General features: G+C 62.1%; 10 protein-coding genes and 1 pseudogene. 6 read left to right on the top strand and 5 right to left on the bottom strand.

From position 1 onward, the window contains the following. Positions 1 to 514: 514 nt before the first annotated feature. The gene (locus tag QFZ40_RS11340) at positions 515 to 1,357 is read right to left on the bottom strand and encodes a LacI family DNA-binding transcriptional regulator (RefSeq protein WP_306904472.1); all 843 of its coding nucleotides are present in this window, start codon (positions 1,355 to 1,357) and stop codon (positions 515 to 517) included. 287 nt (positions 1,358 to 1,644) lie between these two features. Here QFZ40_RS11340 and QFZ40_RS11335 point away from each other — a divergent pair, with 287 nt between their 5' ends. From QFZ40_RS11335 to QFZ40_RS11310, 6 genes are all read left to right on the top strand, one after another. Continuing rightward, positions 1,645 to 2,943: an alpha-L-fucosidase gene (locus tag QFZ40_RS11335; protein WP_306906900.1), complete on the top strand. Its 1,299-nt coding sequence runs from the start codon at positions 1,645 to 1,647 to the stop codon at positions 2,941 to 2,943. 151 nt (positions 2,944 to 3,094) lie between these two features. Beyond that, positions 3,095 to 4,432: an ABC transporter substrate-binding protein gene (locus QFZ40_RS11330; protein ID WP_306904471.1), complete on the top strand. Its 1,338-nt coding sequence runs from the start codon at positions 3,095 to 3,097 to the stop codon at positions 4,430 to 4,432. Positions 4,433 to 4,604: 172 nt separating this feature from the next. Next, on the top strand, positions 4,605 to 5,444 hold the full coding sequence (locus QFZ40_RS11325; RefSeq protein WP_306904470.1) for a carbohydrate ABC transporter permease: 840 nt from the start codon (positions 4,605 to 4,607) through the stop codon (positions 5,442 to 5,444). Then, positions 5,441 to 6,292 carry a carbohydrate ABC transporter permease gene (locus tag QFZ40_RS11320; protein ID WP_306904469.1) on the top strand — a complete coding sequence of 284 codons (852 nt, stop codon included), beginning with the start codon at positions 5,441 to 5,443 and terminating at the stop codon, positions 6,290 to 6,292. The genes QFZ40_RS11325 and QFZ40_RS11320 overlap by 4 nt, the downstream gene beginning before the upstream one ends. Before the next feature lie 49 nt (positions 6,293 to 6,341). Continuing rightward, entirely contained in the window at positions 6,342 to 7,046 is a 705-nt protein-coding gene (locus QFZ40_RS11315; RefSeq protein WP_306904467.1) for a hypothetical protein, read from the top strand. A gap of 13 nt (positions 7,047 to 7,059) precedes the next feature. Further along, a complete protein-coding gene (locus QFZ40_RS11310; RefSeq protein ID WP_373427425.1) occupies positions 7,060 to 7,335 on the top strand; it encodes a TIM-barrel domain-containing protein in 276 nt (91 codons plus the stop codon). Positions 7,336 to 8,768: 1,433 nt separating this feature from the next. Here the strand turns inward: QFZ40_RS11310 and QFZ40_RS11305 are convergent. From QFZ40_RS11305 to QFZ40_RS11290, 4 genes and pseudogenes are all read right to left on the bottom strand, one after another. Then, positions 8,769 to 9,329 (bottom strand): annotated as a pseudogene (locus QFZ40_RS11305) (adenylate kinase); the annotation flags it as partial. Positions 9,330 to 9,668: 339 nt separating this feature from the next. Next, complete coding sequence (gene pntB, locus QFZ40_RS11300) at positions 9,669 to 11,144, bottom strand: Re/Si-specific NAD(P)(+) transhydrogenase subunit beta (protein WP_306904465.1); 1,476 nt, start codon at positions 11,142 to 11,144, stop codon at positions 9,669 to 9,671. Continuing rightward, positions 11,141 to 12,700: a Re/Si-specific NAD(P)(+) transhydrogenase subunit alpha gene (locus tag QFZ40_RS11295; RefSeq protein WP_306904463.1), complete on the bottom strand. Its 1,560-nt coding sequence runs from the start codon at positions 12,698 to 12,700 to the stop codon at positions 11,141 to 11,143. The genes pntB and QFZ40_RS11295 overlap by 4 nt, the downstream gene beginning before the upstream one ends. A gap of 163 nt (positions 12,701 to 12,863) precedes the next feature. Then, positions 12,864 to 15,257 (bottom strand): bifunctional salicylyl-CoA 5-hydroxylase/oxidoreductase, encoded by a 2,394-nt coding sequence (locus tag QFZ40_RS11290; RefSeq protein ID WP_306904462.1) that lies wholly within the window; start codon positions 15,255 to 15,257, stop codon positions 12,864 to 12,866. Positions 15,258 to 15,268: the final 11 nt, after the last annotated feature.

Genomic DNA, 15,268 nt, shown 5'->3' with positions numbered 1-15,268 from the left:
GGGTGGACCACGCAATGGAGCAAAACGTTACGACAGGCGCATCGAGGTTTCAAGATGCATCGCCTCGCGAAGGTGGCATTGCGGACCAATAATCACTCGCAGTTACACAAGTACCTGGATCATTGGGGTCGGCACACAGTTGATTTGCGCTGCACGGCGCTCTACGCTGAGTGAAACGTTTCGCCCTACTGTTAGCCCGAGGAGTCCCATGTCTACGGCTGGTCCGTCTGTCATTCACATTGATCCTGCGCCTGCGCCTGTGCCTTCGCGCACGCTTCGCTCTGGTATGAGGATTCCCGCAATCGGAATGGGCACCTTCGGATCCGACTGTTACGGTCCCGCCGATATCGCGCAGGCGGTGAAGGGCTGTACGAAGACCATATCTAGAGTTCGCGCTGCCGACACGGGCCTCTTCGTTGCCACGGGAGAGCGGCGCGCTTACGCGAACGTGCTGCTGACAATCGGAATCGCGTAAAAGGTGGGGACCGACGTGCATATGGATTGGCCCAGGAGTTCAGTCGCTCAGCCGCCGAACCGACGCACCGATCTGCAGGTGCCCCGGAAGCTCCAGAACTATGCGGCTCCTCGACGCGTCCGGAGTGTCCAGCCGGGCATTCATTATTCGAGCGGCCTCGGTTGCGATCTGTTCGACGGGCTGCACGTAGACCGTCAGTTTCGGGCGCGTTACCTGGGCGAGCTCCACAGAGTCGAAACCAACGAGGGAGACATCGCGGCCGAGGCGGAGCCCGGAGTCGTTCAGGGCGGCCACGGCGCCGACGGTCAGGTCGTAGTTCCCGGCGAACACCGCAGTGGGGCGCGTGTCTGCCGCAAGCAATCGCATCATCGCCGCATATCCGTCGTCCACGTTGAGAGGGGCGCGTTGGATGTGGTCTTCGGCGATGGTGATGCCGGCAGCGCGAGCGGCTGCGAGGAAGCCGTCAAGCCGGCCCTGCAGGCTCCACATTCCTTCTTCGCCAACCAGAGCGCCGAGGGTTCGGTGGCCGTGGTCAATCAGGTGCTGGGTTGCAACTTTGCCCGCCTGCACGTTGTCAAGGGTGACGGAGTCGGCGTCAAGGCCGCTCGGGCACCAGTCCACGGTGACGACAGGGATGCCAATCGAGACCGCGGTGTCGAGCGCCGAGGAGTCCGACAGCGCGGGAACGCCGATGATGCCATCGACCCTTCTGCTCAGAAGCAGCTCGACTGCATTGACGCTGGACGGAGTTCCGTCCTGCTCGTTGGAGGTCAAAAGCACCCCGATGCCCTGACTGCGCAGGTATTTTTCGATTCCAACGACGATCTCGAGGTGGAAGGGAACCTGGAAAGAGGGCAGCAACACGCCGACGGTTCGAGTCACGCCGCGCCTCAAGCTGCTGGCGAACGCGTTCGGTCGATAGTTCAGTTCCGTGGCCGCCGACTCAATCACTTCTCGGTTCGAGGAAAGAACGTTTCGCCCGTTGTAGTACTTCGAAATCGTCGCCAACGACAAACCAGTCAATCGCTGGATGTCCTTGTAAGTTGCGGGGGATCTGTTGCTTGTCGACAATTTCGGTCCTTCGTATCGCGAGTTGTGGGCACCGTTCACGCTCATAACGATGCTATCGCGAGTCTACCCATGATCCGCGAACCTTTAGTCGTTTCGCTCTGTCGCAAGACCATCTACTTACCAGGCGGGCGCCAAGCAGCGACTCGCCAAACCACGCCAAGGAGAAAGCAATGACCGATAGTCCCACCCTGCCCGAATGGGCCAGACAGTCCAGCCTGGGCATTTTCATCCACTGGGGGCCGTACTCGGTTCCTGCATGGGCCGAACCGACTGGTGCATGGGGCGCCGTACCGGAAGAGAAATGGTTCTCCCACAACGCGTACGCCGAGTGGTACGCGAACACATCCCGGATTACGGGATCGCCGGCGGCGCTACACCACGCCGCTGAGTACGGAGACAACACGTACGACGCCTTCCTTGATCGATGGAACCCCAACCAGTTCGATCCGTCCGAATGGGCCCGGCTGTTTCATCGGGCCGGTGCGGACTATGTCATCCCCGTCACGAAGCATCACGATGGGGTGACACTGTGGGACGCGCCCGGTGCCGGCAGTCTGTCCACGGTCGCTCGGGGACCCAAGCTCGATCTCCTCGCTCCGCTCGCTAAGGCTGTGCGCAAGGAGGGAATGCGCTTCGGGGTCTACTACTCAGGCGGGCTTGACTGGGCCTTCACCGATTTCCCTCCTATCGAATCGATGTCCGATGTTACCGAGTACCGCCCCAACGACGCCGAGTACGCCGAATACGCAACCGCACACGTCCGTGACCTGATTGACCGTTACAAGCCTGCAGTGATCTGGAACGACATCGAATGGCCGGACGCGGGTAAGGCTGACGGCTCTCTCGTGCAACTACTGGCGTACTACAAGCATGTGGTGCCTGATGGCATCGTCAATGACCGATGGGGCGCACCGGTGTGGGACTACCGAACCAGCGAGTACTCGCACGATACACAGAACGAGCGCGGGGTGGGTTGGGAGCACAACCGCGGGCTCGGGTTCTCGTTCGGTTACAACCGCATAGAGGATGAATCCTTGACGCTCTCTGCGCGCGAGCTTGCTCGTCTGTACGCGGACATAGTTTCGCGCGGCGGCCGTCTCTTGCTGAACATCGGGCCCGAGGCCAGTGGGCGGATTCCCGACCTCCAGCGCCGGACCCTCGAAGGGTTCGGCGAATGGAGCCAGAATCTGAAGCCCTACACGCTCGACAGGTCACCGATTGAGCCCGACACTGTAACCATCACCGGTAGCGAATGGTGGGTTGCGTGGCGGCACCGCGACTCCATCGTCGTGGTAGCAGACAACCCCCTCTCCGTTGTCCGCACGGACGGGGGGCTCAACGCGGTCGTCTTCGGGCTGCCAGCGGCTGAGGATGCAGGATTCAACCCGAAAGCATAACGTTTCTCTCCCGTGAATCGGCGAGGGAGAACGACATGTAGCAAATAAATCGAGACACCCAGCTCCGCCGATGCTATATTTACACCGACAGAGCGAAACGATTCACCCTACAGAATCACCGACGTCACACAGAAATCACAAAGGAGTGAAAATGCACCAGAACCAGGTTAAGCGGGGGGCACGCACGCGCGTGCTCTCGATCAGTGCCTTCATAGGCATCACTGCGCTCGCCCTCGCAGGCTGCACGCCCGGCGCACCGGCCGGAAGCGGCGCCGACAAGAAACTGACTGTGCAAGTCCAGTCGGTCCAGCAGCCTGCCTTCGAGTACGCAGCCGAGATCTTCAAGAAGGAGAACCCCGGGGTGACCGTCGAATTCCAGACGGTGACCGAGCAGCAGAAGGCCACCACCAACTCACAGATCATGGCATCTTCGAATGCTCCGGATATCGGCCTCGTGCCGCTCAACGCTCAGCCCTACTCCGACCTGATGAAGGCCGACGCACTCGTGCCCCTCGATGACCTATGGGCCGACGCTGACCTCGAGTCTCGCTACGGCGACTCAATCGCGGGGGCCCTCAAATGGAACGGCACTCCTTATCTCGCGCTGTTCGATACCACCTTCTACAACGTGGTGTACTACAACAAGGACGCGTTCGCGAAGGCAGGAATCACTGCACCGGCCAACCACCAGATCGCCTCGAACGACGAACTGTACAACATTGTCGGGAAGCTCGACGCCGCGGGATATGACGGCCTCGCCGCCGGAGGGGCAGCCGGGTACCAGCTCGCGTGGCTTCAGGACGCGCAGCTGCAGGCGAACTCGCCCGACGCGCTGAAAGACTACCTCGTGTCGTGGCAGCCGGGAGTGAACCCCAAGGAGAAGTACGCCGGCCCCGCGTTCACGGATTCGCTCAAACAGATCAAAGAGTGGAACGACAAGAACGTCTTCCAGGAAGGAATGGTCGGCGCCGCGGGAGACCAGGCACAGGCGTCCTTCACCGCGGGTAACGCCGCTATGTTCCTCGGCGGCGCCTGGATCCCTTCCGTTATCGGCGACGTCGGCTTCAAGTACGACTGGCTCCTGCTCCCCGGCGCAAAAGACCAGCCGACCCTTCCGACGCTGTACGCCGGTGACACGCTGGCGATTCCGAAGACGTCGAAGAACATCGACCTCGCCAAGAAGTTCCTGGCTGTGTACTCATCCGACGATGTTCAGAAGTTCGCTGCAGAGAAAGTAGGGTCCCTTCCCGCCGTCAATACGGTCAAAGCGTCGGACGTTCCCGGTCTCGGGCCCGTGGTGCAGAGCATCGTCGAATACACCAACTCGGTCGGATTCGGCCTCGGCTTGACCGCCACTCTCCCCGGCTCCCTCGGCGGATCGTTCATGGACCCACAGATCCAGCAGCTCCTCAGCGGACAGACCACCGCGGAACAGGTCGGTCAGGCGCAGCAGGACGCGTTCGACAAATATAAGTCCCAGAACAAGTAACCCGAATGTGTGCCGCCCGCAGTGGCGGGCGGCACACGTTCATGTTTTTCAAGAAAGGCGTATGGTGAGTTCACTCGAAACAGTGACAGCAGTCCTTCCCAACGAATCCGGACGCTCACGACAAACTCCACGATCAGCGACACGGCGGGGGACACCCCGTGAAGTATGGTGGATGCTCGCACCCGGCCTGATCATCCTCGCGGTGTTCTTTGGCCTCCCGATCATCGATCTGGTCCGGACTTCTTTCACTCAGTGGCCCGGTATCGGCGAAGCCCGGTACATCGGTATTGACAACTACGTCACTGCCTTCACAAGCCCCGCTGTGCGTGAGGCTCTGTTCCGATCTGTCGCCCTCGGCGTCGGAGCCGCGCTCATCCTCTCCGCTATTGCGACCGTTCTTGCCGCGCTAGTGTCCGGGGGCATTCGAGGGAAGGCCTTCTACCGCGTCGTCTGGTTCTTGCCCGCGATTGCGCCGCCGTCGGCCGTTGCAGTCTTCTGGGCGCTGTCTGTGCAGCCCCGGTCGGGTGCCGTAAATGCCTTCTTGGGCGCCATCGGTCTCGGCCGTACACATGCCTGGCTCGCCGATCCTTCCACTGCCATGTACGTCATCATTGCCGTGGCCGTCTGGGCGGGTGTGGGGTTCGCGTTCCTCGTCATTCTCGGTGGGATGGAGGAGGTGCCCGTCTCCGTGTACGAAGCAGCGTCGATCGACGGTGCGTCCCGGATTCGACAGTTCTTTTCGATCACGCTGCCGCTCGTGCGTCCGGTGCTTTCCATGATTGTGCTTCTCGAGGTGATCTGGGCTTTCAACGGATTCACCCTGGTGTGGGGAATGACCCTAGGTGGGCCCGGAAACGCGACCACCATCCTGCCGGTGCAGGTCTACAAAGATGCGTTCCTCTTCGCCAACTTCGGCCTTGCCGCCGCTGTCAGCGTCGTCGGTGGTCTCCTTCTTCTCGTTGTCGGCCTGGCCGGACAAGCCCTCGGATCCCGGAAAGGGGTAGACGAATGACCCGCAAAACCCGCGTTCGCGCCAGCACCGTCGTCGGCCACACTGGTGCAATCCTCTGGAGTGTGCTCGCAATCATCCCGTTCGCGCTCATCATTCTGCTGGCGTTCAAATCGAACACGGACATCTACACTGATCCGCTGGGACTCTTCAACGTCAAATGGCATCCGCAGAACTTCGTTGACGCGTGGAAGGGAGCCCCAGGCGGCCAAGGTTTCGCGGTCTATCTGCTGAACTCGGCGATAGTCACAACCGTGGCGATCACAGGTTGCTTGCTCATCGGAGCGTTCACCGCCTACTTCGCGACGCTCGCAACGCCCCGGGTGCGGATGATGGTCGTCAGACTGTTCCTGGTGGCGACGACATTGCCTCTGATCATGCTGTTGATCCCGTACTACACCGCGTTCAACGCCCTCGATCTGCTGGGCTCACCATGGGCACTGGGAGTACTGTACATCGCGCTGTGCCTCCCCACGTGCGTGCTGATCCTGCACAGCTTCTACCTGGGATTCCCCTCGGAGCTCGCGGAAGCTGCAGCAATCGACGGGCTGGGACGAATCCAGACCTTCGTAAAGATCGTCCTTCCCCTGTCGAAGGGCCCGATTGTCTCGGTGGGCATGATCAACGCCTTCTTCGTCTGGGGTGAAACACAACTGGCGATTGTGCTCCTCCAGGCTCCCGGCAGTCGCACCATCCCCGTTGGATTGCTCGACTTCAAGGGGCAGTTTGCGAGTAACACCGGAGCGATCTTCGCCGGGCTGACCCTCGCGACCATCCCGCTGATCATCGTCTACCTCGTGTTCAATCGCACCATCACCAAGGGCGTCGCTCTCGGCGGAGTGTTCCGATAGCCGCGAGAGCTCGCTCGCGATTCCAAATTCGACCGATCCAGGAAAAACTATGCAGCTTGATTTCATTGACGTCGACACTGGTCCTCAGCAGCTCCGCGTAGTCCCGTGGAGTGAGACGATCATCAAGGTCTCGCTTTCGGGCCCGTTCTCCACAAGGACGCCACTGAGCGGCGCAGTCGTCGGAGAGTCGCCGGGCGCCCAGTCCCGTGTCCGCAGCACTGAGGGTCGCAGCATTCTTGAAACACATGATCTTGCAGCCGAGCTCGCTGCGGACAACGACAGCATCGTTTTCACCCGCAACGGGATGTTGGTGACAACACTCCGGAACATCAATCCAGCGCTTGCGCCGAGAGCGGTGTACAAGCCACTCCGACCCGAAGACGTGAACGTAGAAGTGACCTCGGGGGCAGACGGGATGAGGAGCACGCTGGACGCGGTGGACAGAGAGTTCGACCGCACTGCGTACACCGGCGTACTTGAGTTTCGCACCGATCCAGATGAGCACCTATTCGGACTTGGACAGCACGAGGAGGGGCATTTCGACCTCCGAGGACAGCATCAATACCTCTACCAGCACAACCTGAAGATCTCCATACCAATCCTCCTCTCGAGCAGGGGGTACTCGGTCTTCGTCGATGGCGCCAGCGCTATGGAGTTCTCGGACGGGTCCGGCGCCTTCACCATCTCCTGCTCCTGCGTGGGCCGGCTCGAGTTCTACCTCATCTTCGGCGATACCTTCGACGAACTCATTTGACGGCGTACACTCCTTGACCGGCCGACCTCCGATGCTCCCGAAAGCGTTGCTGGGCTACGTTCAATCGAAGGAACGCTACGTCGACCAGACGGAGGTCCTGGACACCATCCGAGAGTTCGGCGACCGCAGCATTCCTCTGGACGTGATCGTCCTCGATTGGCGGACCTGGCCCGAAGGGCTTTGGGGGCAGAAGAGCTTGGACGGTGATCGCTTCCCGGATCCTCGCCTCATGATTGAAGAAGGCTCGCCAGGTAAACGAAAGGAAGTTTCGATAACCCGCAGCGGTTGAGGACGCACACGGAAAAGCGCCCGGCCCAGAAGGATGGACTGTCCAGCACAACATCTCGGAGGGGCGACATGTGCCCGCCCCGCTGGGGGTGTCCTCGTCGGGGAAGCTCTGGTTGGTTGAGCGAGCACGATGCGGCAGTGGCCCATGCCGACCCACCACGTTCTTGAACGTTCGTCGATCAAGCTTCTCTCAGATGGTCTCTCGCAAGGACGCTATCGTCTCCCGGTCAAGCTCGGCAGGGTCGACTTGATCGCCTGCCAGGGGCCAATTACATGCCGAGAACTTTGCACGAACAGGGGAACAGGGATTTGGACTGACCCACCCCCTGTTTTAACATTCAGCGGCGAGAAAATTTGCAATTTCAATTTGCGGTATTCGATGCGCCGATGGGACTTCACCCGGGCCGCGAACTTCTGCTGACCGGCATCGGGCCGCGGCCCTTGAGAGTCGAACCTTGGGGGAGAGGAGCCCACCGTCGGCGCATACTGCTGTTCCACGAACCTGCAGTTGCTCAGCGGCTGACATCACGGTCGGAGCAAGGCTCCTGTGAGGTCCTTGAACAGCGAGAATCCCCCAAGCGCGCATCGTAGAGAGGCGTGGGGATACGGTGCCACCGATCCTAGCGGAAGTGGTTTCCGCCGGTCGGGTCGGAGGCATCCGCGGGAGACGTACCCCAACGCAAGCCCATTCGGCTCTAGAACATGCTCGATCGGAATGGCTTGGCCGTCCGGATCCGGTCAGGGAACCATCGCCGTGAGGGCTGCCCTAGCTGAGACCTGGAAGACTACATCGCTCGGATGTACGCGGCCATCGCAGCAGACATCGTGGCTAGCCTGTTGGGAACCGACCGCGAGGACTCTGAGTGAGCCAGGCGGTTAGCTGCCGGCGCCCCGGTGCCAGGGTTAGTGCGGAAGTGGTCCAAGGGTGGCGGTGCGCTCCACGGGGAGAAGGTCGTTCGCCCCCACGTGTCAGGTTGAGTTCTAGGACCCACTCGTGACCTTGCCAGGAAAGAAAGAAATGGACCCATTCTGACAGCACTCGGGTGGGACGCTGACGTCAGGTTGGGGTGTGCCCTAACTGGACGGCCACTCTTGGTTGGGGAAGGACGTCTTCATTTTCCGCTCCTGCTCTGTTAGCCGGATCGCACCATGGCACCGTAATAAAGCGGTATTCGGCTGGCGAAGCGGATGTGCTGGTACCGCGTTATGCCAGCGTTGGTTGGGGTGATGGTCGGTCATGGGTGTTGCCAATTCTTTGTCAATACCTTCTGCGGTTGTCCTCGCGGTGCGTGTGTCGTGCGGCGCGACTTAGGGACATGCTGCCTCTACCTGGTGCTGGATAAGCCAGTCCTTCGGGCTTCCTGTGGGCTCACCGGCCGGGGCGTTTCCGTTATCTGGCGGATCCGCGACGAACTGTCTGCCTTGTTCATGCTCCTGGGACTCTTTGATTGCGCGGATGAGGCGATCGGTGACCTCGTCGATACCGCCGATGCCGTCCACCTGTGCCAGGATGCCGCGCACGGCGTACTTTGCCACAACAGCCTCGGTCTGCTCGTGGTAGAGGTCCAGGCGGTGGCGGATGACGGCCTCGTTGTCGTCACTGCGTCCGGTTTCCTTGGCACGGCCCAGGAGCCGGGCGACGAGTTCCTCGTCGTCCGCGGTGAGCTGCAGGACGACGTCCAGCTTCTGGTCGCCGCCGGCCGGGATCTGGTCCAGGTAGTCAACCTGGGCGGTGGTGCGGGGGTAACCGTCCAGGAGGAAGCCGTCCTCGACGTCGTCTTCGCTGAGGCGGTCACGGACCATCTTGTTGGTCACGCTGTCCGGGACGAAGTCGCCCGCGTCCATGTACTTCTTGGCTTCGACGCCGAGCGGCGTTTCGCCCTTCACGTTGGCACGGAAGATGTCGCCGGTAGAGATCGCAACGACGCCGAGGCGTTCAGAAATGCGTTCCGCCTGCGTGCCCTTGCCCGAACCCGGTGGTCCGATAATCAACATTCTGGTCATCGCAATAGCCCTTCGTGGTGACGCTGCTGTAGCGGCGCGTTAATTTGCTTAATTGGGGGAGGCCGGAAATTGGTCCGGCACCGCTGCATATGATGCCGTTTTTGGCGCCCTGGCTTTTTTGCGCAAGCTCTTGCGCTGCATTCCTTAGCGCGCTGTCCATGGTCGAACGGTTCCGGATTTTCAGCGTTATGAGTCGGCGATTTCAGTTCCTGTCTCATTGCTTCACTAATGGGATGCGCTTGTTCCGGGTACGAGCTTCTGTGCGGCGGTCGGGTTTGCCACCTGATGCTCGGTCAAACTGACCGACAACAAACATCAGAAGGCCTTCGCTTAGAACGCGCGGAGGATGTCTTCGACTCGTTGTTTGGCGTCGCCGAAGAGCATTTGGGAGTTGTCGCGGTAGAAGAGGGGGTTTTGGACGCCGGCGTAGCCGGAGGCCATGGAGCGTTTGAACACGATGACGTTTTCGGCTTCCCAGACGCGGAGGACGGGCATGCCGGCGATGGGGCTTCCGGGGTCTTCGGCGGCGGAGGGGTTGACGGTGTCGTTGGCGCCGATGACGAGGACCACGGAGGTGCCGTTCAGGTCGTCGTTGATTTCGTCCATTTCCAGGACGATGTCGTAGGGGACTTTGGCTTCGGCGAGGAGGACGTTCATGTGGCCGGGCAGGCGGCCGGCGACGGGGTGGATGCCGAACCTGACGTTGACGCCGCGTTCGCGCAGCTGATGGGCGAGTTCGGCGACGGGGTATTGGGCCTGGGCGACGGCCATGCCGTAGCCGGGGGTGATGACGACGGACGAGGCGTTGGTCAGCATGTCCGCGGTGGCCTGGGCGGTGATTTCGCGGTGTTCGCCGTGGTTTGCGGCTCCGCCGGTGGTGGGGGCGGTGATTCCGAAGCCGCCGGCGATGACGGAAATGAAGGATCGGTTCATGGCCTTGCACATGATGTAGGACAGGTAGGCGCCGGAGGAGCCCACCAGGGCGCCGGTGATGATGAGCAGGTCGTTGTTTAGCAGGAAGCCCGCGGCGGCTGCGGCCCAGCCGGAGTAGCTGTTGAGCATGGACACGACCACGGGCATGTCGCCGCCCCCGATGGAGGCCACCAGGTGCCAGCCCAGCCCGAGGGCGAGGACGGTAACAACGATGAGCAGCCAGAGCTGGGAGTCGTTGACGTACCAGACGGTCAGGACGATGAACGCGGCGAGGGCGCCGAGGTTGATCGCGTTCTTCCCCGGCAGCATCAGGGGTGAGGACTTCATCCGGGCCGAGAGTTTCAGGAACGCCACGATGGAGCCGGTGAAGGTCACGGCGCCGATGAACACGCCGATGAACACCTCGGCGTGGTGGACCGCCATCAGGTCAACGGACAGGGCACGGGCTTCAAGGTGCCCGTTCCAGCCCACCAGGACCGCGGCAAGGCCGACGAAGCTGTGCAGCAGCGCGATGAGTTCTGGCATCCCGGTCATCTCTACCACCCGGGCGCGCCAGAGGCCGATGGCCCCGCCAACTACAACTGCGGCCAGCAGGAGGACCAGGCCGGTGAGGCCATGGCCGGTACCCCAGGTGCCCTGGACGGTCAGCCAGATCGTCGCGGCGAGGGCGATGACCATCCCGGCGATGCCGTACATGACCCCTGCTCGGGCCTTCTCATGTTTGCTCAGCCCGGCGAGGCTGAGGATGAACAGCAGGGCGGCGACAATGTAGGCAGCTCCCGCAATGGAGTCGGCGGTAAGCGGACCGGAGACGGTGTCGGACACGGTAAGGCTCCTCGTAAGTGTTGCTGCTGCTTCGGGTACGGCGCTCATTTACGGGACCCGTCTCCACGGGAGAACATGGCGAGCATGCGGCGAGTGACGGCGAAGCCGCCGAAGATGTTGATGCTGGCCAGCAGGACCGCGACGGCGGCGAGGACCTGCATCACCGGGTTGTCCGAGGTGACCTGCAGCAGGGCGCCGACGACGATGATGCCGGAGATGGCGTTCGTGACGGACATCAGCGGGGTATGCAGGGCGTGGTGAACCTTCCCGATCACGTAGAAGCCCACCACGACCGAGAGCAAAAGTACCGTGAAGTGCTGCGGCAACGGTGCCGGGGCAACAGCGTTGACCAGGAACAGCGCGGCGATGCCCGCGCTAAAGAGCCCGGCCTTACCGGCGGCACTGAGACCCTGTTTCTTCTTCGGTGCCGGGCTTTCGGCGGCCGCCGAGGCATCCGGGTTCACCACCGGTGCGGCGGAGACCTGGACCGGGGGCGGCGGCCACGTCTTCTCACCGTCCTGGACCACCGTGACCGAGCGCTGCACGACGTCGTCGAAATCGATCCGCAGGACCCCGTCCTTGTCCTTGGTGAGGAGCTTGAGCAGGTTCAGCATGTTCGTCCCGTACAGCTGTGAAGCCTGGGCCGGCAACCTGGCCGGGAGATCGGTGTAGCCCAGGATCACCACGCCGTTGTCCGTGACCACGCGTTCCCCGGCAACGGAGCCTTCCACGTTCCCACCCTGACCGGCAGCCATGTCCACAATCACGCTGCCCGGTTTCATCCCGGCGACATCCTCGGCGGTGAGCAGCTTCGGTGCCGGGCGCCCGGGAATCAGCGCCGTGGTGATGATGATGTCCACATCCGCTGCCTGCTCGGTATAGATCTCGGCAGCGCGGGCATTATACGCCTCAGAGGTGGCCTTCGCGTACCCGTCCGTGGACTTCATCTCCTCGGCGACCTCAACCTTGAGGTAGGTCCCGCCAATCGATTTGACCTGGTCAGCGACTTCCGGCCGCGGGTCCGTGGCCCGCACAATTGCGCCCAGGCTGGACGCAGCACCGATCGCCGCCAGGCCGGCCACCCCGGCGCCGGCGACGAGGACCTTCGCCGGCGGGACCTTGCCCGCCGCGGTCACCTGTCCGGTGAAGAACCGGCCGAACTCGTGCGCGGCCTCAATGACAGCCCGGTAACCGGCAATGTTCGCCATCGAACTGAGCACATCCATCGACTGGGCCCGAGAAATCCGCGGCACAGCATCCAGCGCAAGGGCCGTGATCGGCCGCGCCGCCAAAGCCTCCACCAGTTCCGGCCGAAGCCCCGGGCTCAGCGAGCCGATCAGGGTCGCACCCGCAGCCAGCCGGCCGATCTCATCCGCAGTGGGCGGATTGATCCGCAACACCACCTCAGACCCCCACGCCTCATCAGCGCCCACAACCAAGGCACCCGCCGCAGCGTAGTCTTCGTCCCTGAAGGAAGCAGACTCCCCCGCACCCTTCTCGACCACAACGTCGTAGCCCAACTCCAACAACTGCTTGACGGTGACAGGCGTCGCCGCCACCCTCAGCTCACGGCCCAACTCGGCCACAATTCCAATACGTGTCACGTCTGTTCTCTCTTCCATCCAACGTGGCGGGATTCCGCTGCCAGCAATAGCCAGCGTCGGTCCAATTTCGCTGAGGACCTGCCGGCAAAACGCCGGCAGGTCCTGCGCCTCCGCACTTGGAAGCTCTTCACATGCAGCCGGTCGCTTGTGGCAGCACGTGGTTCTATTGGGTCAGCATGGCCTCTTCAGCGGAGACGCCGGGGGTCCAGCGCAGGTGCCCGTCCTGGGCGATGGAATCAGGTTCCTTGAGGAGGGACAACCGCGGGCGGACGGCATCGGTACGGCCGCTCGGAGGCTTGCGGCGACCGGCCCTGAACTGTGGAATCCACTGAGACCCAGGGCCTTGGTATTCCTGTTCAGCGGCCGCGTGTAGTGTCCACTGCGGGTCGTACAGGTGCGTGCGTCCGAGTGCCACGAGGTCCGCGCGTCCGGCCAGGAGGACGGAGTTGACATCGTCGTAGGTGGAGATTGCGCCCACTGCAATCACGGCGACTCCTGCCGGTGCGGCGACCTCCTGCCGAATGCGGTCGGCGAAGGGGGTCTGGTAGCTGCGGCCAAACGCCGGCTTCTCATCCTTGGAGATCTGACCCGTGGAGACATCGATGCCGGCTGCGCCATGGTCGACGAATGCCTGCGCGATGCCGATTGAATCGTCGGAGTTGTTGCCGCCCTCGATCCAGTCGGTCGCCGAGATTCGCACTGTAATCGGCTTCTCCACAGGCCAGATAGCGCGGAGTGCGTCGAAGACCTCAAGCGGGAAACGCAGCCTGTTCTCCAGGCTGCCGCCGTATTCGTCGGTGCGCCGGTTGGCGATTGGCGAAAGAAAGGAGGACAAGAGGTATCCGTGGGCGGCGTGCACCTCGAGGAGGTCGAAGCCAGCTTCGGCTCCGCGGCGGGCAGCATCTACGAAGTCGGCCTTGACCCGGTCCATTTCGGTGGTGTCGATTTCGCGCGGAACCTGGTTGCCGGCCCCGTACGGCAACGCAGACGGGCCGACCGGCTCCCAGTTCCCGGTTTCGAGGGGCTCATCGATACCTTCCCACATCAGGCGCGTGGATCCCTTGCGTCCGGAGTGTCCAATCTGCAACCCGATTTTTGCCGTCGAACGTTCGTGGACAAAGTCGACGATGGACTTCCAGCTGTGCTGCTGCTCGTCTGTATAGAGGCCGGAGCAGCCGGGCGTGATGCGTCCTTCAGGGGACACGCAAACCATCTCCGTCATCACCAGTCCTGCCCCGCCAAGGGCTTTGGAGCCTAGGTGCACCAAATGGAAGTTCCCCGGCACGCCGTCGGTGGCGGAGTACATGTCCATGGGGGAGACGATGATCCGGTTCTTCAGCTTGAGTCCGCCGATGCCGTAGGGCTGGAACATTGCGGGAGCAACGTCAGGCAAGCCTTGGGAATCGGCGAAGTGTTTGTCTACAGCTCCGGCGAATTCCGGGTCGCGGAGGCGCAGGTTTTCCTGGGTGATCCGGCGCGAGCGGGTGAGCAGGTTGAACGCGAATTGCGTGGGTTCCTGTCCTTTGTATTGTCCGATCCGTTCGAACCATTCCAGCGAAGCCTGAGCGGCTCGTTGTGTGGATTCGACGACGGGACGGCGCTCGGTCTCGTAGGCGGCCAGTGCGGTTTCAAGATCTTGGTGCTCGTGGAGGCACGCGGCCAGTGCCAGGGAGTCTTCCATGGCGAGCTTGGTGCCGGATCCGATGGAGAAGTGGGCGGTGTGGGCGGCGTCGCCAAGCAGGACGATATTCCCGTGGCGCCAGCTGCGGTTGCGGACCGTGGTGAAGTTCAGCCACTTGGAGTTGTTGGCCAGCACTTCGTGTCCGGCGAGTTCTTCGGCGAAGATGTCGCGGATTTTGCTGATTGCCTTCTCGTCGGATACACCGGGCGCGAATGCGTCGGTGGCAGTCTCATCGAAGCCTGCTGCCTCCCACACATCGGGGGACATTTCGACGATGAAGGTGGAGCCTTCGTCAGAGTATGGGTATCCGTGGATCTGCATGGTGCCGTATTCGGTGTCTTTGACGAAGAACTTGAACGCTTCGAAAACCTGGTCCGTGCCAAGCCACATGAACTTGTTGGGCCGTGGGTCAAGGCTCGGGCCGAAAGACTGCGCATAGGTTGCCCGGATTTGCGAGTTGACACCGTCGGAGGCGAGGACCAGATCATGGCCGGCCTCGAGTTCGGCGATGGGTGGTGCCGGGGTGCTGAAACGTACGTCCACTCCCAGTTCGGCGCAGCGGCGCTGGAGCAGCTCGAGCAGTTCCTTGCGGCTCATGGCAGCGAATCCCTGGCCTCCGACGGTGATGGTTTCGTCGCGGAAGTGGATGTCGATGTCGGACCACCGGGCAAACCGCCGGCTCATGTATTCGGCAACCACCGGGTCGGCGTTGCCGATCCCCCCGAGGGTTTCGTCGGAGAATACGACGCCGAAACCGAAGGTGTCTGTGGCGGCGTTGCGTTCCCAGAGCGTGATGTCATGGGAGGGGTCCAGCTGCTTCATCAGTGCTGCGAAGTACAGGCCCCCGGGGCCGCCTCCGACGATTGCGATCTTCATGGTTTGCTCCT

Source organism: Arthrobacter pascens (assembly GCF_030816475.1).
In the GTDB taxonomy this organism is placed as follows: Bacteria; Actinomycetota; Actinomycetes; order Actinomycetales; family Micrococcaceae; genus Arthrobacter; species Arthrobacter pascens_B.
This window is presented reverse-complemented; position numbering and strand designations above follow the sequence as displayed.

Coding starts and splice junctions, on each gene's coding strand:
- QFZ40_RS11325 (WP_306904470.1), top strand. CDS start 4,605: ATGCTCGCACCCGGCCTGATCATCCTCGCGGTGTTCTTTGGCCTCCCG.
- QFZ40_RS11315 (WP_306904467.1), top strand. CDS start 6,342: ATGCAGCTTGATTTCATTGACGTCGACACTGGTCCTCAGCAGCTCCGC.
- QFZ40_RS11290 (WP_306904462.1), bottom strand. CDS start 15,257: ATGAAGATCGCAATCGTCGGAGGCGGCCCCGGGGGCCTGTACTTCGCA.
- QFZ40_RS11320 (WP_306904469.1), top strand. CDS start 5,441: ATGACCCGCAAAACCCGCGTTCGCGCCAGCACCGTCGTCGGCCACACT.
- QFZ40_RS11330 (WP_306904471.1), top strand. CDS start 3,095: ATGCACCAGAACCAGGTTAAGCGGGGGGCACGCACGCGCGTGCTCTCG.
- pntB (WP_306904465.1), bottom strand. CDS start 11,144: ATGAGCGCCGTACCCGAAGCAGCAGCAACACTTACGAGGAGCCTTACC.